The organism is Rhizobium sp. BK181, assembly GCF_014193305.1.
Lineage (GTDB): Bacteria > Pseudomonadota > Alphaproteobacteria > Rhizobiales > Rhizobiaceae > Rhizobium.
Genome location: NZ_JACHZA010000004.1, coordinates 141174 through 160203 on the forward strand (window position 1 = coordinate 141174; position 19030 = coordinate 160203).

The 19030-nt window shown below is 59.1% G+C and carries 17 protein-coding genes and 1 pseudogene; 9 read left to right on the forward strand and 9 right to left on the reverse strand.

Translation table 11 applies throughout. From position 1 onward, the window contains the following. Nucleotides 1-6: 6 nt before the first annotated feature. From FHT77_RS13100 to FHT77_RS13125, 6 genes are all read right to left on the reverse strand, one after another. Nucleotides 7-1785, reverse strand: a complete 1779-nt coding sequence (locus FHT77_RS13100; RefSeq protein ID WP_183755437.1) for a hypothetical protein — start codon at nucleotides 1783-1785, stop codon at nucleotides 7-9. 210 nt (nucleotides 1786-1995) lie between these two features. Continuing rightward, entirely contained in the window at nucleotides 1996-3135 is a 1140-nt protein-coding gene (locus FHT77_RS13105; protein ID WP_183755438.1) for an AI-2E family transporter, read from the reverse strand. A 53-nt stretch (nucleotides 3136-3188) separates the two neighbouring features. After that, nucleotides 3189-4025, reverse strand: coding sequence for a polyphosphate kinase 2 (ppk2, locus tag FHT77_RS13110; protein ID WP_183755439.1), 837 nt, complete (start codon nucleotides 4023-4025; stop codon nucleotides 3189-3191). A 34-nt stretch (nucleotides 4026-4059) separates the two neighbouring features. Continuing rightward, nucleotides 4060-5730 carry a SulP family inorganic anion transporter gene (locus tag FHT77_RS13115; protein WP_210280895.1) on the reverse strand — a complete coding sequence of 557 codons (1671 nt, stop codon included), beginning with the start codon at nucleotides 5728-5730 and terminating at the stop codon, nucleotides 4060-4062. A 101-nt stretch (nucleotides 5731-5831) separates the two neighbouring features. Further along, nucleotides 5832-6989, reverse strand: a complete 1158-nt coding sequence (locus FHT77_RS13120) for an HlyD family secretion protein (protein ID WP_183755441.1) — start codon at nucleotides 6987-6989, stop codon at nucleotides 5832-5834. Further along, the gene (locus FHT77_RS13125) at nucleotides 6989-7330 is read right to left on the reverse strand and encodes a DUF3302 domain-containing protein (protein WP_183755442.1); all 342 of its coding nucleotides are present in this window, start codon (nucleotides 7328-7330) and stop codon (nucleotides 6989-6991) included. Before FHT77_RS13125 ends, FHT77_RS13120 begins: the two co-directional genes overlap by 1 nt. 293 nt (nucleotides 7331-7623) lie before the next feature. On the opposite strand from FHT77_RS13125, the gene FHT77_RS13130 reads away from it, so the two are divergent. The 3 genes from FHT77_RS13130 to FHT77_RS13140 are packed head-to-tail and all read left to right on the forward strand — an operon-like array spanning nucleotide 7624 to nucleotide 10415. Continuing rightward, the gene (locus tag FHT77_RS13130; protein ID WP_183755443.1) at nucleotides 7624-7938 is read left to right on the forward strand and encodes a hypothetical protein; all 315 of its coding nucleotides are present in this window, start codon (nucleotides 7624-7626) and stop codon (nucleotides 7936-7938) included. Between the two features lie 46 nt (nucleotides 7939-7984). Next, nucleotides 7985-9445 carry a DUF3300 domain-containing protein gene (locus tag FHT77_RS13135; RefSeq protein WP_183755659.1) on the forward strand — a complete coding sequence of 487 codons (1461 nt, stop codon included), beginning with the start codon at nucleotides 7985-7987 and terminating at the stop codon, nucleotides 9443-9445. Between the two features lie 34 nt (nucleotides 9446-9479). Next, entirely contained in the window at nucleotides 9480-10415 is a 936-nt protein-coding gene (locus tag FHT77_RS13140) for a DUF2950 domain-containing protein (protein WP_183755444.1), read from the forward strand. Between the two features lie 90 nt (nucleotides 10416-10505). Here the strand turns inward: FHT77_RS13140 and FHT77_RS13145 are convergent, their stop codons facing one another. Further along, complete coding sequence (locus FHT77_RS13145; RefSeq protein WP_183755445.1) at nucleotides 10506-10958, reverse strand: tetratricopeptide repeat protein; 453 nt, start codon at nucleotides 10956-10958, stop codon at nucleotides 10506-10508. A 19-nt stretch (nucleotides 10959-10977) separates the two neighbouring features. Then, complete coding sequence (locus FHT77_RS13150) at nucleotides 10978-11952, reverse strand: MBL fold metallo-hydrolase (RefSeq protein WP_183755446.1); 975 nt, start codon at nucleotides 11950-11952, stop codon at nucleotides 10978-10980. Nucleotides 11953-12253: 301 nt separating this feature from the next. Between FHT77_RS13150 and FHT77_RS13155 the strand changes: the two genes are divergently transcribed. The 6 genes and pseudogenes from FHT77_RS13155 to FHT77_RS13180 all read left to right on the forward strand — a co-directional run bounded on the left by FHT77_RS13155 (nucleotide 12254) and on the right by FHT77_RS13180 (nucleotide 18216). Continuing rightward, nucleotides 12254-13003: a sigma-70 family RNA polymerase sigma factor gene (locus FHT77_RS13155; RefSeq protein ID WP_409527452.1), complete on the forward strand. Its 750-nt coding sequence runs from the start codon at nucleotides 12254-12256 to the stop codon at nucleotides 13001-13003. Next, on the forward strand, nucleotides 13000-13803 hold the full coding sequence (locus FHT77_RS13160) for an anti-sigma factor family protein (protein WP_246719825.1): 804 nt from the start codon (nucleotides 13000-13002) through the stop codon (nucleotides 13801-13803). Before FHT77_RS13155 ends, FHT77_RS13160 begins: the two co-directional genes overlap by 4 nt. A 65-nt stretch (nucleotides 13804-13868) precedes the next feature. Beyond that, nucleotides 13869-14341 (forward strand): annotated as a pseudogene (locus FHT77_RS13165) (BON domain-containing protein). Nucleotides 14342-14691: 350 nt separating this feature from the next. Continuing rightward, entirely contained in the window at nucleotides 14692-16134 is a 1443-nt protein-coding gene (locus FHT77_RS13170) for an amidohydrolase family protein (RefSeq protein ID WP_183755447.1), read from the forward strand. 14 nt (nucleotides 16135-16148) lie between these two features. After that, on the forward strand, nucleotides 16149-17195 hold the full coding sequence (locus FHT77_RS13175; RefSeq protein WP_183755448.1) for an AI-2E family transporter: 1047 nt from the start codon (nucleotides 16149-16151) through the stop codon (nucleotides 17193-17195). A gap of 136 nt (nucleotides 17196-17331) precedes the next feature. Continuing rightward, nucleotides 17332-18216 carry a DUF2971 domain-containing protein gene (locus FHT77_RS13180; RefSeq protein ID WP_183755449.1) on the forward strand — a complete coding sequence of 295 codons (885 nt, stop codon included), beginning with the start codon at nucleotides 17332-17334 and terminating at the stop codon, nucleotides 18214-18216. A 73-nt stretch (nucleotides 18217-18289) separates the two neighbouring features. Here the strand turns inward: FHT77_RS13180 and FHT77_RS13185 are convergent, their stop codons facing one another. Continuing rightward, entirely contained in the window at nucleotides 18290-19006 is a 717-nt protein-coding gene (locus tag FHT77_RS13185) for a GntR family transcriptional regulator (RefSeq protein ID WP_183755450.1), read from the reverse strand. Nucleotides 19007-19030 lie beyond the last annotated feature (24 nt).

The window sequence follows — 19030 nt, forward strand, 5'->3', positions numbered from 1 at the left end:
CCGCCGTCAACCTTGCCCCGCAGGTTCTACTACGATACCCACGGCTCGTAGACCCCTGAAAAATCTCTCCTGATCCTCCGGCCGTTGCAGGCGCAAGGAGACCTCCCGGCGGATGTCCTTCATCAATCCTGGTGCGTGGGCACTCAGCCAATTCTCTTCCTGCTTGGCGTCGGCTGTTTTCCCGGCTGCGCCGAGGATCGAAAGCAGCACGAGATGATGCATGGGATTGTATTCCAGGTCGGACATGCGAGACCAAAGTTCTGCCGCCTGGATGTCGTTTCTCATGAGGGCGCACAATGCCATGCCGATTTCATAGTATCCCTTCGGTCCCACACCCCGGTTGACAACGTTCGAAATCAGCTCGCAGCCCGATGCCCATTTCCCGGACATCGCCAGTCGCAGACCGTATTCGCCCGCGACTTCCGTGTCGTTGGGGTTCACGGCGTAGGCGGCTGCGCCCGCCTGCAGCGCCTTGTCGATGTCGTTTCTGAAGAAACTTACCAGCATGAGAGCCTGAAGGACGCGCGCGTCGTTGGGGGCGAGCGATGCTGCTGTCTCCGCGGCGGCAGTGGCGAGTTCCAATGTTTGGGGTGTGGGCGACGTGCCGAGCTTGTAGCGAAACCGCATTTCATCCAGATAGGTCAGAGACAGCAGTGCCCAGGAAGCGGCACTCTTTGGAAACATTTCCGTCGCTCGCTGGAGGCAATCGCGCGCTGCTTGGTGACTCTGAGCATCCATCGACCGGCGATAGCTGTAGTAGGCTAGTCTGCAGGCATAGGCATCAGCACTTCCAGCCTGGGGTTGCTGGACGATTGTGTCGGTGTCGGCCCTAAAGACCGCACCGTATGGCTCAGCGACGGCGCTGGCGATCTGTTCGGCAGCGTAAGCCTGAATCTCGAGTTTGCCCTGCACGCGAACATCCGCATCGTAGTTGTTGGCCCAGATTACAACCCCGTCTGACTGACGTACTAGCCGAGCGGCGAGCCGCAGCCTGTCCCCGTCGAGCTGGACATTGCCCTCTAAGCCATAAGCGGTCTGGCTTCGCTCTTCGGTCTTTGACGAATCCGCAATCACGACGATGTCATCGAACTTCGCGAGCTTGCCGATGATTTCGTCTCGCAGGCCATGCGCGAGGTTGGCGGCGGTGCTTGAAAGGCCGCCGCCGTCGAACGTCTCGACAATGATTCGCGGTTCGGATGGTATTATTGGCGATGTTCCAGACGGATCATTGCCGAACAGCGAAAATGTCGGCGTGAGGAAGACATGAAGCGAGGTGGCTCCGACCAGCAAAGCAGCGCCCAGCGTCAGGCCCATCAATTGTTGACGGATGGGGCGTCCGACCTGGGGAAGCGACCGCTCAGTCTCGTCCTGTTCCGCAGATGGCGTCGAACCGACGGGCGCCGTCTGCAACGTCGGGCTTGGCGGGCAATCAGTATACTCGAAATACGGCCTGTATCCGCCCTTCGGTATGGTGATCGTTACGCTGTCCATCTGTCCGGCGACGAGGTAGTAGCGTTCGAGGGCCCGTCGAACGCGACCAGCTTCGATCCTGACAACGGGATCGTTTTGGGCGTCGAAGTTGACTTGGCGCCCGAAAACCTCGTTGGCAATCGTGAAGGCCTTCAGGAACTCCGATCGTCCCTCCAAGGTCTCGTTTATGATGAATTCCAGAAACCTCCGACCTCGCTCCGGCGAGTGGAACTCTTCGCTCGAGAGTATTCGTTCAAGTTGCTGGTAGACTTCCTCGGCCGTCGGCCTCATTGGCTTGATTATTGCGCTGCTCATGATGACGCCCTAACGAGATCACGCAAATATTTAGCTACATCTGATACTAGCGCATAACTACCGAAGGCTGCAACCGCTGCGTCAGACCCATCCTGAAATGGTTGCCTGCCGATAGCACGGGATACAACAAGCCGACACGTAGCGCTGCAGGCTTCTCGGCGTTTTGCAGAGAATGGTGCACCGAGCCGCGCGGCGCTGTGCTGGCAGGTGTCAATCTACCTTCGCGCGCTCCGGGACTGTTGGAGAACTCATCGCTGCATCTGGCGCCTCCGAAGGCCAAGCCCAGGCACGCAGCAACTCATAGAAGACGCTGAGGACGATCGGTCCTAAGAACAGGCCGAGCAGGCCATGGGAAAGGGTTCCGCCGATGACACCGATGAGGATTACCGGCATTGGGGTCGATAGTCCCCGAGACATCAGGATCGGCTTCAAGACGTTGTCGACCACCGTGATCGGGATCGCCACGACGGTAAAGGCAAACGCGATCGACGTCGGCCAGGAGAACCATGCCCAGACGATGGCCGGGATAAGGACAAGACCCGGGCCAAGTTGCATCAGGCAAAGCATGAACACGAGAAATGTCAGGGCTCCGCGCGCCGGGATATCGAAAAACGCGAAACACAGGCCGCAGAGGAGTGTCTGAAGCAGTGCAACACCGATGACTCCGCGCGAGACGTTGCGAACGGTTGATCCCGCCAGCCGCGCGAAGCCCACACCCCTCTCACCGCCAATGCGGCCGGCTAGTACCTGAATGGTTGAGGCGAGGCGGGGAGACATGGTGAGGAAGATGCCGGAGAGAATGATGGAAGCAACGAAACTCAACACTCCACCGCCGATCGACGCAAGCTTGGCGAGGATAACACCCATCACTTCGCGAAGAGGCGCCTGGAACTTCATGATCGCCTCAGCGAGATTGCCTGCCACCTGGTTCCAGCCGGCATAGAGGCGCTCGCCGACCACAGGCCAACCGCGTATTGCTTCCGGCGCTGCGGGCAGCGTGAAATTGTCGGACTTCAATTGAGCCACGAGGTCCTGCGTCGCGTCAGCGAAATTGACGGCGACCAGCGCCAGCGGTGCGATGATCAGCACAAGGCAAGCGATGACGATAACCGTGGCCGAAAGCACGGGCCGATCCCCGAGCAGCTTGGACAGGCCATTGAACAAGGGAAAGAGCGCCACCGCAAGGATCGCCGACCAGATGACGATCAGCGCGAATGGCGCAATCAGTTGCAGGCTCCAATAGGCGAAGAGCCCAATGATGCCGATCCGAACCAGGTCGCTGACCCGGGCTTCCACTGAAATCTGCGCGGGACTGGCTCCAATCGCGGTCCCGCTCGTCTGTTGCTCCATCGTGTGTGCCTATCCCAAGAGTTTCGCCAGGACGTGGCCGAATGGATCAGGCGTCATCGCGTCGTCTCCGGCACGATGTTTCTAAGGCTCTGATCCTCCATGTAATTCGACGGCCGCTTCTGCCGTTTGCCGAGATCCGGTGCTTGGAACTTTACCCGCTCGTAAGGGATCGACTGCAGGATGTGAGAGATGCAGTTGATCCGGGCGCGCTCCTTGTCGTCGGAAGGCACGATCCACCATGGCGCGTGGTTGCTGTCCGTCATCCGCAGCATCTCGTCGTACGCCCGCGTATAGTCCCACCAACGCTGGTAGGACTCCACGTCCATTGGGCTGAGCTTCCACTGTCTGACCGGATCATCGATCCGACGCTTGAAGCGGCGTTCCTGTTCTTCCTCGCTGACGGTCAAGAAGTACTTCAGCAGAATGACGCCGCTTTCGACGATCGCCGCCTCGAAGCGGGGCGCCAGTTCGAGGAAGCGCTGCGCCTTCTTCTCGCTGGCGAAGCCCATCACGCGATCAACACCGGCGCGGTTGTACCAGCTGCGGTCGAAGATCACGATCTCGCCGGCTGCCGGCAGGTGCGCAATATAACGCTGCATGTAGATCTGGGATTTCTCGCGATCGGTGGGTGCGGGCAAGGCGACGACGCGGAATACGCGTGGACTGACCTTCTCGGTGATCCTCTTGATCATGCCACCCTTGCCGGCGGCGTCACGGCCCTCGAAGATAATGACGATGCGGGCGCCCGACTTCTTTACCCACGCCTGCAGATGCGACAGTTCAATCTGCAGCCGCTTGATCTCCTTGTCGTAGTCCCAGGACTTGGCCTTCTTGTGTTTGCCTTTGCGTTCCGCTGAAGCCTCTTGTTTCACATCGTATGCTTCGTCCATCGTTCCCTCCATTGTTCTATGTCGCTGAGCACTTTCACTGTTCTGCAGAATTGCCTATCAGCGCGCGCAACGCCTCTTCCCGACCATTGAAAAGATTATGGGTGCCGATCTTCTTGATGACGCCGGCACGCTCGAGGACGTCGCGGCTTTCCTGGCTGAGATCGGCGATGGCAAAGACGATGTTCCGTTCCGCCAAGGCATCCGCCACGGCATCGAGCGCGACGGCGCCGGTGCTATCCACGTGCGTGATCGCACTGGCGTCGAGAACGAAGCACTTGGTTCCGGCGGCGAGCTCCTTGGCAACCGTTGTCAAGCGCGTGCGTACATAGTCGGCGTTGTAAAACAGGATGTTGCCCTGGATCGCGAAGACGGCAGCGCCTTCGACAGGGCGAGCATCCGGGAAGCGAGTGAGGTCAAAAAAACCGTGCCGACCTTCAATGTGGCCAAGGAGGCCGTCGCGCGGAAACATCGTCTTACGCAGGAGGTAGACGAAGGTAGCGGCCACGGCGACGACCACGCCGTTGAGGACGCCGAAGCTGATCGCGCCCCACATGGCGATCAGCGCAAAGACGAACTCCATGCGACTGATGTGCCAGATCTTCTTGAGTTCCTGAACGTCGATCAGGCTGATGGCTGCGGTTGCAAGGATGGCAGCGAGTGCGGGGATCGGCAGGATCCGCAGGGCGCTGTGGAGGAATACAAGAGCTGCAACCAGAGTGGCGGCGGAGACCAGTCCCGCCAGTTGGGAAACGCCGCCGGTCGACAGATTTATGGCGGTTCTCGAGTCCGACATGCTGATGGGAAATGAACCGAACAGACCGGGTGCAATGTTGGCTGCGCCGAGGCCTATCAGTTCCTGGTTCGCATCGACTTCTTCGCCGGTGCGCGATCCGAAGCTTCGCGCGGTTACGATGCCTGCGCCGAAGCTCACGAGAAAGATCACAGCCGAACCAAGAACGAGCTGACTAAGCGGCATCTGATGGACTGCCGGCAGGGAGAAGCTCGGGAAGCCACTTGGAATATCGCCGACGACGGCCATGCCGTGTCTGCGGAAGTCGAAGAGCGCGGAGAGAACGACGGAAATAACAACCACGAGAACAGGACCCGGGATCTTGAGGTCCAAAGCCTTCACGATCCAGAGCAGCGCGAACATAGCGAGTCCGAATAGAAGTGACGGCCAATGGATCAAGGCGGCCTTGCTGAGAATCTCGACGACCGGCGCAAGGAGACCGTCGGATTCGATCTTTACTCCGGTGAAACGGCTGATTTGTCCGACAAGGATAGACAGCGATACCCCTGCAAAGAAGCCGACCAAGATTGGACGTGACAGGAAACTCGCGAGGACACCGAGCCGCAGCAGCTTTGCCAAGATGCAGAACACGCCGACGCCAAGGGCGAGGGCCGAGGCGATAGCGACGCGGTCGACGCTGGCGGCCGCAGGCTCGGCTGCGATGATCGCTGCCATCGCCGCGGCAAGCACCGTCATCGTGGCGGCATCAGGGCCAACGATTAGAAGCTTCGAGGGACCGAAGATTGCGTAGGCGATCGGAGCAACGATGCTGGCATAGATGCCTGTCTCCGGCGGCAGGCCGGCAATCGCGGGATAGGCAATGGCGCTCGGCAAGCCCACCGCAGCGATCGACAACCCAGCTGGGATATCGCTACGAAGCCAGTCCTTGTTGAAGCCGGCTAAGCCGCGCAACATTGGTAGGCTGCCTATCACCTCGGGCTCCTTTGTTTTTTTGTAGTCTCCGAGAGTCTGGCCGGCCGCCACACTCAAGCGGCGACCGGAAAAGTTGATGCGTATTAATGTTCGAGGAAGACGTAATTCATCCAGCTGCTCATGCGCAGCAGGACCTTGCGCAAGACGGCAACGTGGTGCCAGTAATGTGTGTAGACGGCAACTTCGGCGACGACGCCTCCGGGCAGTTGGTACCCGTCGGTGCTTTCCAGGAGTTCGATGCGCGCCAGCGTTTGTCCCGGTGAAACTCGTTCGGGTGATTGCGGATCGATCAAGGCGCCGCTCGGCTGCAACTGGCCCTGCGCCATAACGTCGATGACCTCCTGGACGCGCGCCTTGAAGATCTTGCCGGGTACCGCTTTGAAGGCCACCTCGGCATCGTCGCCGACGCGTACGCGCTGGAGCGAGTTCTGGATGAAGGCGGCTGCCAGCATTCGATCCTCGCTGTTGATGAAGACCATCACCGGCCGCAAGGGCAGGGGATTTGCCATCATGCCGGGCCGGAGAAAGACCTGCGTCACATAACCGTCGCTTGGTGCCCGGACGGTGGTCTGGTCGAGGTCGTATTCGGCGTTGAGCAACTCGGCCTGCAGTCGTGCCACAGTGGGGTTTGTGCCGTTGATCTCCGATTCATAAGCGAGTTGGGCTTGTGCCGCCTGTGCGCGCGCCGTATCGACGGCGGCCTCGGCCGTCAGGTAGATGCCGCGCCGGTTCTCGACTTCCAGTTCAGAGTACACGGCGCCCCTGCCGCTCGACTTCGCGTTTTCGTTCGAGGCCTGGAATTTCTCAAACGCCTGCAACGACCTGTCTCTTGATGCTTCCGCACCAGTTACGGCCGAGTTGGCGGCGTCCAGAGCCGCCTTCAGTTGCAGGACAGTTTGCTTGGCTTCAGCAAGCGACGCCTTTTTCTGATCGACGGTATATTGGTAGGGGCGAGGATCGATCCTGAAGAGGACGTCGCCCTTCTTCAGCGGAGCGTTTGGCGTGACGGGTACTTCCACGACCTGACCGCCGACCGTCGGAATGACCGGAGCGGAGGTAAAATAGATGCGCCCGTCGCTGGAATAGGGGTGGTTGTAGCTCATGAGCAGCAACAGGGTGGAAATCAGGAAGATTCCGCCGAGAACTGCCGTTGCAAGCGTCCACTGGTTCACGGGAATGCGGAAGACCTTGAAGATCACCCAACAGATTGCGGCATAAGTGAGTATGAGGAGCAGATCCATCAGGCGTTCTCCTTCTCCGGCGACTGCGCCTCGAGTTCCGCGATCCGCGCGTGAAGGCGCGCAATTTCGGCATTGGCTTCGGCCTCGGGGGACAACTTGCCATCCGTCCGTATCCCCCAGCCGCGATCTTCGCGGTAGAGCGTGGCCCAGATGAACAGGAAGGGCCAGATTGCGTGCAACGTGAACAGGCTCACCCAACCGGCAACATGGATGGCGTCCTGGTGCGGATGGTTTCTGGCCTTGGCGATTAGATGCGGAATGTCGTGGATGGCAATCACCGCATAGAAGAGGGTGACCACCACGAAGACCAACACTCCCAGTGCAAAGTAGTCGAGAAACACGGTCCCTCCTTTTCGGCTGTTTGCAGCGCCCATCCGGTCACAGCCGAGGACGGAATACTAGACGTACTTTGGGGTAAAGGCCCGTAGCATCGCGTAACCTCTATCGAATCCGCAGGTTCACCGCTGCTGGAGACAGTTCTCGGGCGGCTGTCATGCTTGGCTGCGGGGCAGAAAATGTCCCTCCAGGTCGAAGGCCATCACGCCGTAGGATCGCGTAAGTTACGCTTACGCTCCCGGCAATCGTTATATGATGCCGCCATCTGCTTGACGCGACTACGACAGCGGGGGGCGGCATGACGTCGGGAGAAAGCAATTCGGCAGAACTGTCCGCGCTCGCGATCGCCGAGGCGCATTTTTCGGGGCAGGTCGAGCGGGTGCGGCAGTTGTTTCGCGCAAGCGAAACCTTTCGCAGCATGTGTGAAGACCTGGCCGCCGCTGCCGAGACATTGGCGAATGTGGACGGTCTTCCGGATGACGTGAGGGAAGCTCGGCGCCAGGAATATGCGAGCCTTGTCGAGGCGCTTGTCGCCGAGATCGGCGAGGCGCTGTCCCAATCGAAAATCGTGACGCTCAGTCGATGGGGCCTGGCAAAGCCCAAGCTGCGGTAGGTCTGAACATTCAATCGAAGGTTTCATGCAAGGAGGTCAATGCGTGATGAAAGCAAGATCCTTCAAGCTGCTTGCGGGGCTTTCTGCCCTGGCAATCATCTCGATGCAGGCGGTGCCGCCGGTCTATTCGCAGACTGCGACGCCCACGCCGAAGCCTGCGGCGACAGAGACGACCGCGCCGACGCAGCCTCAGCCGGAGACGGATCTCCTCTCCGAGGACGAAATGGAAGTGCTTGTGGCGCGCATCGCGCTTTATCCGGATGAGCTGGTAGCCGCGATCTCGGCTGCCTCGCTGTTTCCGCTGGAGATTATCGAGGCGCAGCGTTTCCTCGAGGCGAAGAAGAAGGACACCAACCTCAAGCCGAAGGACGACTGGGACGGAAGCGTCATATCGCTTCTGAACTACCCTGATATCGTCAAGATGATGAGCGAAGACCTCGATTGGACGCAATCGCTGGGGGATGCGATCACCAACCAGCAGAAGGATGTGCTGATCGCCATCCAGCAGCTTCGTGACGAAGCGGTGGCGAAAAATGTCATCAAATCGGACGACAAGATCACGGTGGTGACAGAGAACGAGAACGTCGTCATTCGGCCGACCAATCCGGAGAAAATCTATATTCCGCAATATCCGCCCGAAATGCTCTACGAGCCGGGCTATGCGGTCGAGCCGATCTCCTATTATCCGAACTCGTATGACAACTATTATTATCCAGGCGCAGCGTTCTTCGCTGCAGCCGTTACGGGCATTGCGTGGGGGGCCATCGTCAACTGGGACGATTGGGGCGTATGGGGCGGCAATTGGGGCGGCGACCTCGATCTCGACTGCAACAACTGCTTCAACGACCGGAATTTCAGCGGCAAGGTCAACTGGAACGACGTCGACTGGACCAAGGTCGATCGCAGCAAGCTGAACATCGATAGAAATCAACTTGCGAATATCGACCGCTCGGCGATCAAATCCAGCCTGCAGTCCGATAACCGCAACCAGCTAAAGAACAAGGTCAGCGACCGGCAGGCAAATCGTGGACAGGGAACCAGAAATGTCAGCGCTCGCGCAGACGACATCCGCAAAAGCACGGCGGAGGGCCTGAAGCAGCGACCCGGTGCGGGAGATCGTGCCGCCACCCGGCCAGGGGCGGCGCGTCCCGATGCTCGCCCCGGCAACGTGGCCAATCGTGTGGATGCACGTCCGGGGAATGCGGCCAATCGGCCGGGTAACGCTGCCAACCGTCCGTCAAGGCCGGCAGCCAAGAACAGGTCAAGTGCGCCGAAGATGGCGGCGCGGCCCGACAACCGTTCGCGCCAATCGAGCGCCCTCGGCAATGTCCAATCCGGCCGGCGTGAGGCGGTGGCTTCCAGGCGAGGCGGACAGAGCATGGGCGGCGGGCAGCGCGGTGGTCCACGTCCCTCTGCCCAACGCTCGCGCCCGATTCCCCATGGCGGCGGCGGCCGTGGTGGTGGTGGTCGTGGGGGCGGCGGTCGCGGCGGCGGCGGTCGGCGATAGGGTGTCCAGCTATTCAGATTTCCGGAGATAAACCATGAGACTACAGTTGAAATTGATCCCGCTGTTGCTCGGAACGGCTCTCTCCCTGGCCTGGGCGGCCCCATCGATGTCCCAGGGTCAGACGAATCTTCAGGAATTCGAGGCCGGCACGCCGCCGGCCTTCGATGACCCAGCAGCGGCGCTCGAACAGCTCAAGACCGTGTTGGGCGCCAATGACGTTGGCGGCTTGGCTAAACTTCTCGGGCTGGATGCTGCCAAGCTGCAGGCCAGCAACGAGGCGATGATAAGCTACGCAACGATCCGCGAGGGTGCTGCACGACAACTGAAATTGCAGGACCTCGGCGATCGAAAAGTTGTTCTGATTGGTGACATCCTGTGGCCGCTGCCCTTTCCCCTGTCGAAGAACAAGGACGGCAAATGGGCATTCGATACGGAAGTCGGCCTGCAGGAGATCGTCAATCGACGCGTTGGCCAGAATGAACTCTCGACGATCCAGACCATGCATGACTATGTGAATGCCCAGTACGCCTACGCGCAAATCGACGAGGACGAGGACGGTCTCTTCGAATTCGCACAGAAGCTGATCAGCACTCCGGGACAACGTGACGGCCTCTACTGGGAGCCCGGTGCCTTTGACGAAGAAAGCCCGGCCGGGCCGCTGATAGAAACCGCCGCCTTCAGCAAGGCGAAGCGTGGCGAAGGCTATTACGGCTACCGCTATCGCATCCTGACCGCCCAGGGCCCCAACGTGATCGGTGGAAAGCAGAGCTACATCGTCAACGGCAACATGACGGGCGGCTTTGCGTTGATCGCCTGGCCAGTCACGTATCGTGTGACCGGGGTTCAGACCTTCATCGTCAACGGTGCCAATATCGTCTATCAGCGCGATCTCGGACCGGAAACCGAACAACGCGCCGCGGCGATCAAGGAGTTCAACCCCGACGACAACTGGACGGTCGTGCGGGACTGAAACCGCAGAACTACGGAGCACGCGCCCGTCCCCACTCGCAATCCTGAAAGCAGGCGGCTTGTCCGCCCGCTCTCATGCTCGTTTGATGGGTCAGTTACCGTACTTCGTACTGATCGCCTTTTGTAGGTCTTCGAGCTCCTCGCAACCGCCAGGGCAGAGTTCTTTCAACAATGCCACCTGCTCCTCGGCTTTGGGTAGGTCGCCTGTTTCGACATAGAGCTCGCCGAGATATTCGCGTGCCGCCCTGTGGTCGGGCTGCAGCTCCAGTGCCTTCGTATAGTAGGTCAGCGATGTCCTGTAGTCGCCGGTCTTGCGAAGCGTGAATCCCATCAGATTGTAAACATCGGCCTGCTGGTTGTTGTCGGCGAGGTCGCGAAGCTCGGCGAGGGCGCCAGCATAGTTCCTGGCTTCAATCTTGGCACGTACCGAGGTCAGGTCAGGAGCCGTCGCGGATTCGATGTTGTCGACAGCAAAGGCCGGGAATGTCGTAAGGTAGACGGCTGCAGCGCAGAAGTGGGCGAAGCCTGAGAGCATGCGTTTCATGTTAGTCTCCTTTGAGCCTTTAGGCATGGATTGTCGGAGTAAAGCCGTAGGCGCTTCCGTCCTTGACGAAGGTGCCTGAGCCAGGGAAGGGGAAGTGCGATCCGCAAATGGCGATGTCGTCGGCGATGATGCGGTCGATGAGGCGACGGCGCGTATCGATTGCCATCGGCCCGTCCTGATCGTAGCTGCCCTGCCATTCGGGATGGGGAGCGAGCAGCGCCGGCACGTACATTATGTCGGCGGAAACGAGCAGTTGCTTGTCGCCGGAGGCAACAAGGTAAGTGGAATGGCCTGGCGTGTGACCCGGCGCCGCGAGAAGCCGGACGCCGGGCGCAACCTCCGCTCCGTCGTCAACGAGTTTCCAATTTTTCCATTTGGGAAAGACATCGGCGATACGCTTGCCTGCCGGCTTGCGGCCTTCGGCGAGTTTTTCGACCCGACCAGGCTCTGTCCACCAGTTGTATTCCACAGCATTGACCACGATCTCGGCGTTCGGGAAGACTGGCGTATTGGTTTCCTTTTCCATCAGGCCCCAGACGTGATCGGGGTGGAAATGTGAGAGCATGATCGTATCGATGTTCTTGTAATCGATGCCGGCGGCAGCCATGTTTGCCGGCAGGTGCGTGGCATTGCTTTGCCATTGGCCGACGCCGGAGCCGGCATCCATCATGACAAGATGATCGCCGAGCTTCAGGACGACGACCGTCAGCGGAATCGGCATGAATTCGGTGGTAAGCCCCGCGTTTGAGAGCGCCTGTTTGGTATCGTCGATCGAGGCATTCTTGATGAACTTCGGATCGTGCGGTTTTTTCCAGATACCGTCATAGATCGCCGTGACCTCAACATCGCCGACCTTGTATTTGTAAAAGCCGACTGCTGGCTCCAGCGGCGTTGCGCCGAGTGCCGGCAGGACGAATTCGAGCTTCGACGAGAGGCCGAAGGCCGCAGCGGCGGCTGCCGATCCCAGGACAGCGCGACGTGACATGGTGAGCATGAGCATGCCTCCTCTTGTTGATGGCATTTCGGGTAGCGAAGGCCGCAGGCAAAGTGCTGCCCATCGCTAACGAACTAGATCGGCTCTCCTCGGTGCTTATTCCCGGTACTGGACTGTGGTTTCTCAAGTGTCTGGAAATGTTGAGAAGTTTTTGCCACCAGCGGCTGATGTCCTTCCACGGGCAAATAAAATCGGTGCAGCGGTGGAATAAACACGTGCGGCGGAAGGTCTTGATGGCAGATGGCCGCATTGCGTGGATGTGGGTGTCGCGCTTAGAATCCCTTGCTGCTGAGGCTGGAAAATGATGACCGACGCCCAGACCGCCTATTCATCGGAATCAGACGACGTGTTGGGATGGTTGGCCCTTCGGCGGTCTCAGACGCTATCGTCACCATTTGCGGTGCTTCATAAAGCTGCAATGCAGCTCTTTCACCTGATGGCTCCGGCAAGGGTGGGTGCAGAGCAGAACGCATCCAACGCCGAAGCGAGTGCGCAGCACGAACTCATGCAGCGCTTCCAGCAGACGATCCTTCCCCATCTTGACGCGGCCTACAATTTCGCTCGCTTTCTAAGCCGCGACGCGGATGCAGCACAGGATATCGTTCAGGAGGCGTTCCTGCGCGCTTACCGCAGCTTCGGCGGATATCGCGGCGGCGACCCGCGTTCCTGGCTCTTTGCCATCGTCCGGAACTGCTGTCACGCTTGGCGCCAGCAGGATCGGCGCAAAGCGCGGTTCGAGCGGCAGCTAAGCGATGGCGGCGGCGCGGACGCCGACGACATCGCAGAGGACGAGATCGCCTCGGAGGAGGACACGCCGGAAACGGCGACGATCCGTCGTAGCGAGCAGCAGCGTGTGCGTGATGTCATCAACGGCCTCCCTGAGGCAATGCGGGAAGTCCTTGTTCTGCGCGAACTGGAAGATCTGTCCTACCGGCAGATCGCCGACGTTATCGATGCGCCCGTTGGGACCGTCATGTCTCGGCTTGCTAGAGCGCGGCGCGAATTTGGCGAGGCTTGGGACCAATGCGATAAAGCCGGGGTAGTCAGATGAGCGACGAAGCCGATCAGAAGCACTGCGAATGGCGCACCATGCTGCACGGCTTTGCCGATGGCGAGCTTGATTCCGATCGTGCGGCGCGGTTCGAGGAACATCTGGCCACCTGCTCGGATTGCAAAGCGGAGATTGAAAGGGTCCGGGCTATAAGACAGATCATCGATCAGGACGGCGTCAAATGGCGACCACCGGATGGATTGCACTCACAGGTCATGTCGATGCTGTCCTTCGAGCATGGGGCGTTATCCAGTCTGCCGCTAGGACGGCGGTCGGGCTGGCGTCAGGCTCTCGATTTCCTGCGGTTATGGAGTTTTGTCCCATCGCTGGCCGCACTTGCAGCAAGTCTGATAATCTTTGCGAGCGTGCCGTCCCCGACCTTGCTCTTGCAGGATCAGATTTTGGCAAGCCATGTTCGCTCGATGATGGCCGATCATCTGACCGACGTGCAGACGTCAGACCAGCACACGGTCAAGCCTTGGTTCAACGGCAAGATCGATTTTTCGCCACCGGTCACCGATCTTTCAAAGGACGGCTTCCCGTTGGTCGGGGGGCGTGTCGACTACATTGGCGGTCGAGCCGTCGCTGCCCTTGTTTTCCGACGTCATGGGCACGTCATCAACCTCTTCATCTGGCCGGTTGTGTCGTCCACGCAGGCCGCGGATGTGCTTGATGGATACAACATGGCTCTGTGGTCGGACGGCGGTCTCGCCTTCTGGGCGATTTCCGACGTCGCGTCCGGCGATCTTGCCGAGTTCGAGAAACTGTTTAGGGCGTCGACGCACGTCGGTACGGAGTGACACCATCCCTAAACCATTTCCAGGCCGATGAGTTTCTCCCAGAAGCTCAACCGGCGGAGATCATCATGCCTGGGAAGGATAAAGAACTGTCGCGTGAAGAAGATTATCGCGATTTTGAGGAGCGCAATATCGACGACGGCTGGCCTTATGCCGACAAGGGACAGACGGGCGCCGATTCGGCAAACGGTGCCTATGGCGAAGCTTCTGGGCGAGAACCCAACAGCGGCTTCCGGGTGGATGGCGTCGATGAGGATGGCAACGAGAATCCTCTCAGGGACTCGCTACGCCCCGGGCTCATCGACCGCGACGACAGCGATGAGCTGGAAGCGAAAGTGGCGGAAAACCTAGAGAACATCCCCGACGTTGATGTCGGCGGCATTGAGGTTCACGCAGATGGCCAACCCTCGAAGGAGAGGTCGAAACAATCGGAATGGCCCGGAAAGCCGAGCTCGCAGCGCTTGCGGTCGAGGGCGTGCATCATGTCCGTAACAAGATCGAAACAACCGGGGTCGACTCGCATATTCCCACTGACAATTGATACAACGGCAGTTGAGCTTGTGATCGCTTGCCCTTGTCAGTCACTCGAATGGACGCCTTTCACCAGGCGTTCATAAGTTGACCTTCGTCTTTCCTACAATCTTGATGTCGGCCAATGTCGTGCCGACACGCCGTCCCTGCACGTCTACATGGAGATTGCGCAGGCGGATTGTTCCGCTGTCAAGTTGACGATTCACGCGTCGACAACCAGCGTTTCAGGCGCTTGACGATCGGCAAAGATATCGCGGGCATCTTCGAGACCAGACTGCGCCACTCACGTGTAGCGTCCGCTCATATACAATGTTAGGTTCCTAGCCATAGTCGGGGTGCCGCTGGTTAGGAGGAATGCGAATGTTCCGATTGGGCAGAAAGTATCGACACCTTGTTCATGACGCCGGTTGCGGCTGCGCAAATCCGTTTCTGCAGCGACGATCTGGCTATCTCAGCGACTATTCGCGACGAACCTTTCTGGCCGGGATCGGATCGGCCACGGTTGCCGGGATGCTTCCCGGCGTGGGTAGCGCACAGACGCCAGCGCCACCGTCCCGGCTACTTCTTACTCAGGTGCGGCTGTTCGATGGCAAGTCGGATACACTGCAGACGGGCGTTCAGGTGCTGGTCGAAGGCAACAAGATCTCTGCCATCGATAAAACCAACAGTGCACCGCCTTCTGATGCAACGATCATGGAATGCGGTGACCGCGTTCTGATGCCAGGTATGATCGATGCGCACTGGCATACGATATATGCCGCGGTGCCGCTGCAAACATTGATGGTCGGGGATCCAGGCATCATTTTTGCGTCTTCAACAGCCGAAGCAGAGCGCACCTTGATGCGAGGCTTCACGACCGTGCGGGACCTGGGCGGACCCGTCTTTACCTTCAAGCAGGCAATCGATGAAGGCACTATTCCGGGACCTCGAATCTTCCCCTCAGGGGCGATGATTACAACGTCCGGCGGTCACGCCGACCTGCGCAAACCATTCGAAATACCTGCACGAGATGGTCAACTCAGCCTCAGTGAAATGATGGGTAGCTCGGCTATTGTCGACGATGTAGGCGACCTGAAACGACGCGTGCGTGAACAGCTTCTCCAGGGCGCCTCACAGATCAAGCTCGTCGGAGGGGGAGGCGTTTCGTCGCCCCGCAGTCCTCTAGACATGACCACTTTCAGCGAGGACGAAATTCGGGCGGCAGTCGATGTGGCGCGGGACTGGAATACTTACGTCACCGTTCACGCTTACGCGCCGAAGACAGTGCAGCGCGCCCTCGTCGGCGGAGCGGCGTGTGTCGAGCATGCGCATCTGATGGATGAAGACACGGCAAGGATGTTCGTGGACAAGAACGTCTGGCTGAGCACGCAGCCTTTCCTGACCATGGACGATGCGGCCTCACAAACTGGCCCGGGTGCGGAGCGTATCAAGCAACTATTTGCCGGAACCCCTAAGATCTACGAGTTTGCGAAGAAACATGGCATCAGGACCGCCTGGGGTTCCGATGTGCTCTTTTCTCCGGCGCTGACGCCCCGCCAGAATACCATGCTGACCCATCTCGCCAACTGGTATACCAATGCCGAGGCGTTGCGCATGGCGACGTCCGGTAATGCGGACCTTCTGGCGCTTTCAAGTCTGCGGACGCCTTATGGCGGCAAACTCGGCGTTATCGAAGAAGGGGCGTTTGCCGATATCCTGGTTTGGGACGGCAATCCGCTTGATGACCTGCAGATGATCGAAGATCCGCAAAAGAATCTGAGTGTCGTCATCAAGGACGGACGGATATTCAAGAACACACTCTAGGCTATGAGGAAGCGATGCGGGAAAGTGGCGAGAGGGCGGTTTCCGCAACCTGGGTTCTGATTGCGGTACTCCTCGTCCTTGCAATGCTGCCGATGGCAAGGACTGTCCTTGCTCCGCTGACGTTTGCCCTCTTGGTGATTGCTCTTCTCTGGCCTGTACAGCAGAGGATGCAACGGATCGTTCCACGCTACGTTGCGCTCCTTGTGAGCCTGCTTGTTGTGGTACTGGCCTTTGTGGTGTTCGCGTGGATTGTGGCATGGTCCTTTGGGCAGGCGGGGCGGTGGGTCATAGCCGATGCCTCCCGCTTCCAGCAGCACTATGAAGAAATCCGTGCCTGGCTAGAGGACAAGGGCATAGCCGTTGCGGTGCTCTCGGTCGACAGCTTTTCAACGACCTCCATTCTACGCGCCGTTCAGACCGTGAGCAGCCACGTCAACAGCGCCTTGAGCTTCTGGCTCATCGCGCTGACGTACGTTGTGCTTGGGATGATGGAGGTCGAGGATTTTGCCCGCAGGATTGCCGCGATGCGAAGCCAGTCGGCGAGAGAGCTCCTACTGAACGGGAGCCGAGAAACAGCACAGAAACTTCGCCGCTACATGTCAATCAGGACGGTGATGAGCATCGCAACTGGTCTGCTTGTCTGGATCTTCACACGCGCACTCGGTCTGCCCCTCGCCGAAGAATGGGGTATCATAGCGTTCGCGCTCAACTACATCCCGTTTGTCGGTCCGCTCGTGGCAACGTTGTTTCCCACGATGTTTGCCCTCATCCAATTCGACAGTTGGCAGTCGGTATTGGCGGTCTTCATCGGGCTGAATCTCATACAGTTCGCCGTCGGTAGCTACATCGAGCCACGCGTCTCAGGCAGTGCGCTGTCGCTTTCTCCTGTTATCGTGTTGTTTTCAGTATTCGCCTGGGGCTATCTCTGGGGAGTATTCGGCGCGTTCATTGGCGTGCCGATCTCGATCGCCTTGCTGACGTTTTGTCGTCACCATCCCTCAAGTCGGTGGGTCGTTGAGCTGTTCGGAACGGGCCGCGACGGTAACCCGCGACCGCCGTAGGGTAAGATTTGGCGATCCTGTCTTTAGGTGTCTTGATTGTCTCTGGAAGATCAACCGGTGGGTTCGCTGGTGATAGGCGGATGCCTATCTGTATTGTAGACGAGTAGCGTGGTTATGCCTTAACGGAGCTCGACCTATGCCAAACCTGATCGAAAGTCACCTTGCCCTTTTGCCGGAATCCACCGGGAGGGCCACAGCAACTTTGCAGCCGCGTCTCTTCCACTACACAACGCTTCAGGGCTTTATCGGTATTGTCGGCTCGAAAATGATGTGGGCGACAAATATTCATTACCTCAATGATTCAGAGGAGTTCGTCTACGGCCTTGGCTACCTGAAAACGGAAGCCGAGACCCGCGCAAAGGACGCGTCCGCTGGACATCAGGCCGTATTGCTTCGGGTCGCCTCTCTCGTTGACTACTTCAAGCAGGGATATGTCTACACGGCATCCTTTGCGGAGGACGACGATCTGCTCAGCCAGTGGAGGGGATATGGTGTTGGAGGAGGCCTATGTCTGGGATTTTTGGTCCGCGACCTGCAAAAGATTGCGGAGCGGTCGGGCTTCCGCCTCATCAAATGCATCTATGAGCAGAGCCAGAAGGCTGCGCTCGCCAAGGAGTTCATAGATCACTCCTTAACGGCGATCGATGCCACCACTGCCTTGGGCAATGAGCGGGTCGAAGAGTTGGCAAACCAGATCGTCACCCGCTACCAACAACTCGCCTGTGCGTTCAAGGATCCTTCGTTTCGCGAGGAGTGTGAATGGCGCATTATTTCCAAGTTTGTGCCGGTTGACCACGAATCCGTGAAAGTCCGCGGGACGGCAACGATGCTGGTGCCGTACTTCGAGGTCGACCTCGATCTGGGGCAAGATGATCGCGGACGAACGAACATCGGAATTGACACCTTGATTGCCGGCCCGAGCCTGCAGAAGGAGCGAATTCTCCAGGCGGCTTCGATCGCCACCAAGCACTTGACCATTGAGGCTTCAAGGCCGTCAGAGATTCCATACCGTTCGCTGTAATCGCACTTTCTTCTGGATATGATCGCGGGCGGTGACGGCTGTTGAACCCTTCCGCGCTGGCGCCTTGCCTGCCTTACAATCCCTCTTCCCTCGCATACGCCGCAAGCAAATCGGGGAAATCCTTCTCCGAGTTGCCTTTGAGCAGCGCCCGAGTGGTGATGGCATCGATATGATGCCGCATCAGCGAGCAGGCCTGTTCCCGCTCACCCTTGTCGAGGGCGGCGATCAGTTCCCGGTGCTCCGACACCGCGCAGTCAGGCGAATGCGGACGCCCGTAAAGCGACAGGATCAGCGAGGAGCGCGAAACCAGTTCGGTGACGTAGCGCAGGAGCACATCGTTTTCCGTCAGCTTGGCCAGCAGCACGTGAAATTCGCCCGCCAGCTGGATGGACGCCGACGTGTTGTTGGTGCGTGCCGCGTCCTCCGCATCCACATGGGCTTCGAGCTGTCGGATCTGCTGCGGGGTCAACGTCCCGATCAACGTGTCGACAACCAACGTTTCGAGCGCCTGACGCACCGCGAAGATATGGCGAGCGTCCTCGAGACTGGGCTGTGCCACGCACGCCCCCTTGTGGGGGCGCAACTCGATCAGGCCTTCGCCGTTAAGCCGGGCGAGCGCTTGCCTGACGATGGTGCGGCTTACACCAAGCCGCTCGCCGATCGAGTCCTCTGGCAGCTTTGTGCCGGCCGCAAGCGCCTGATCGAGGATCGCACGCTTCAAGGTGCGGTACACGGCATCGGACTTGGATACCGCCGATTTCTGATTCTTATCGCGAAGTGTCGAGGCCATGACCGTCCTAATCTAAAATCCAAG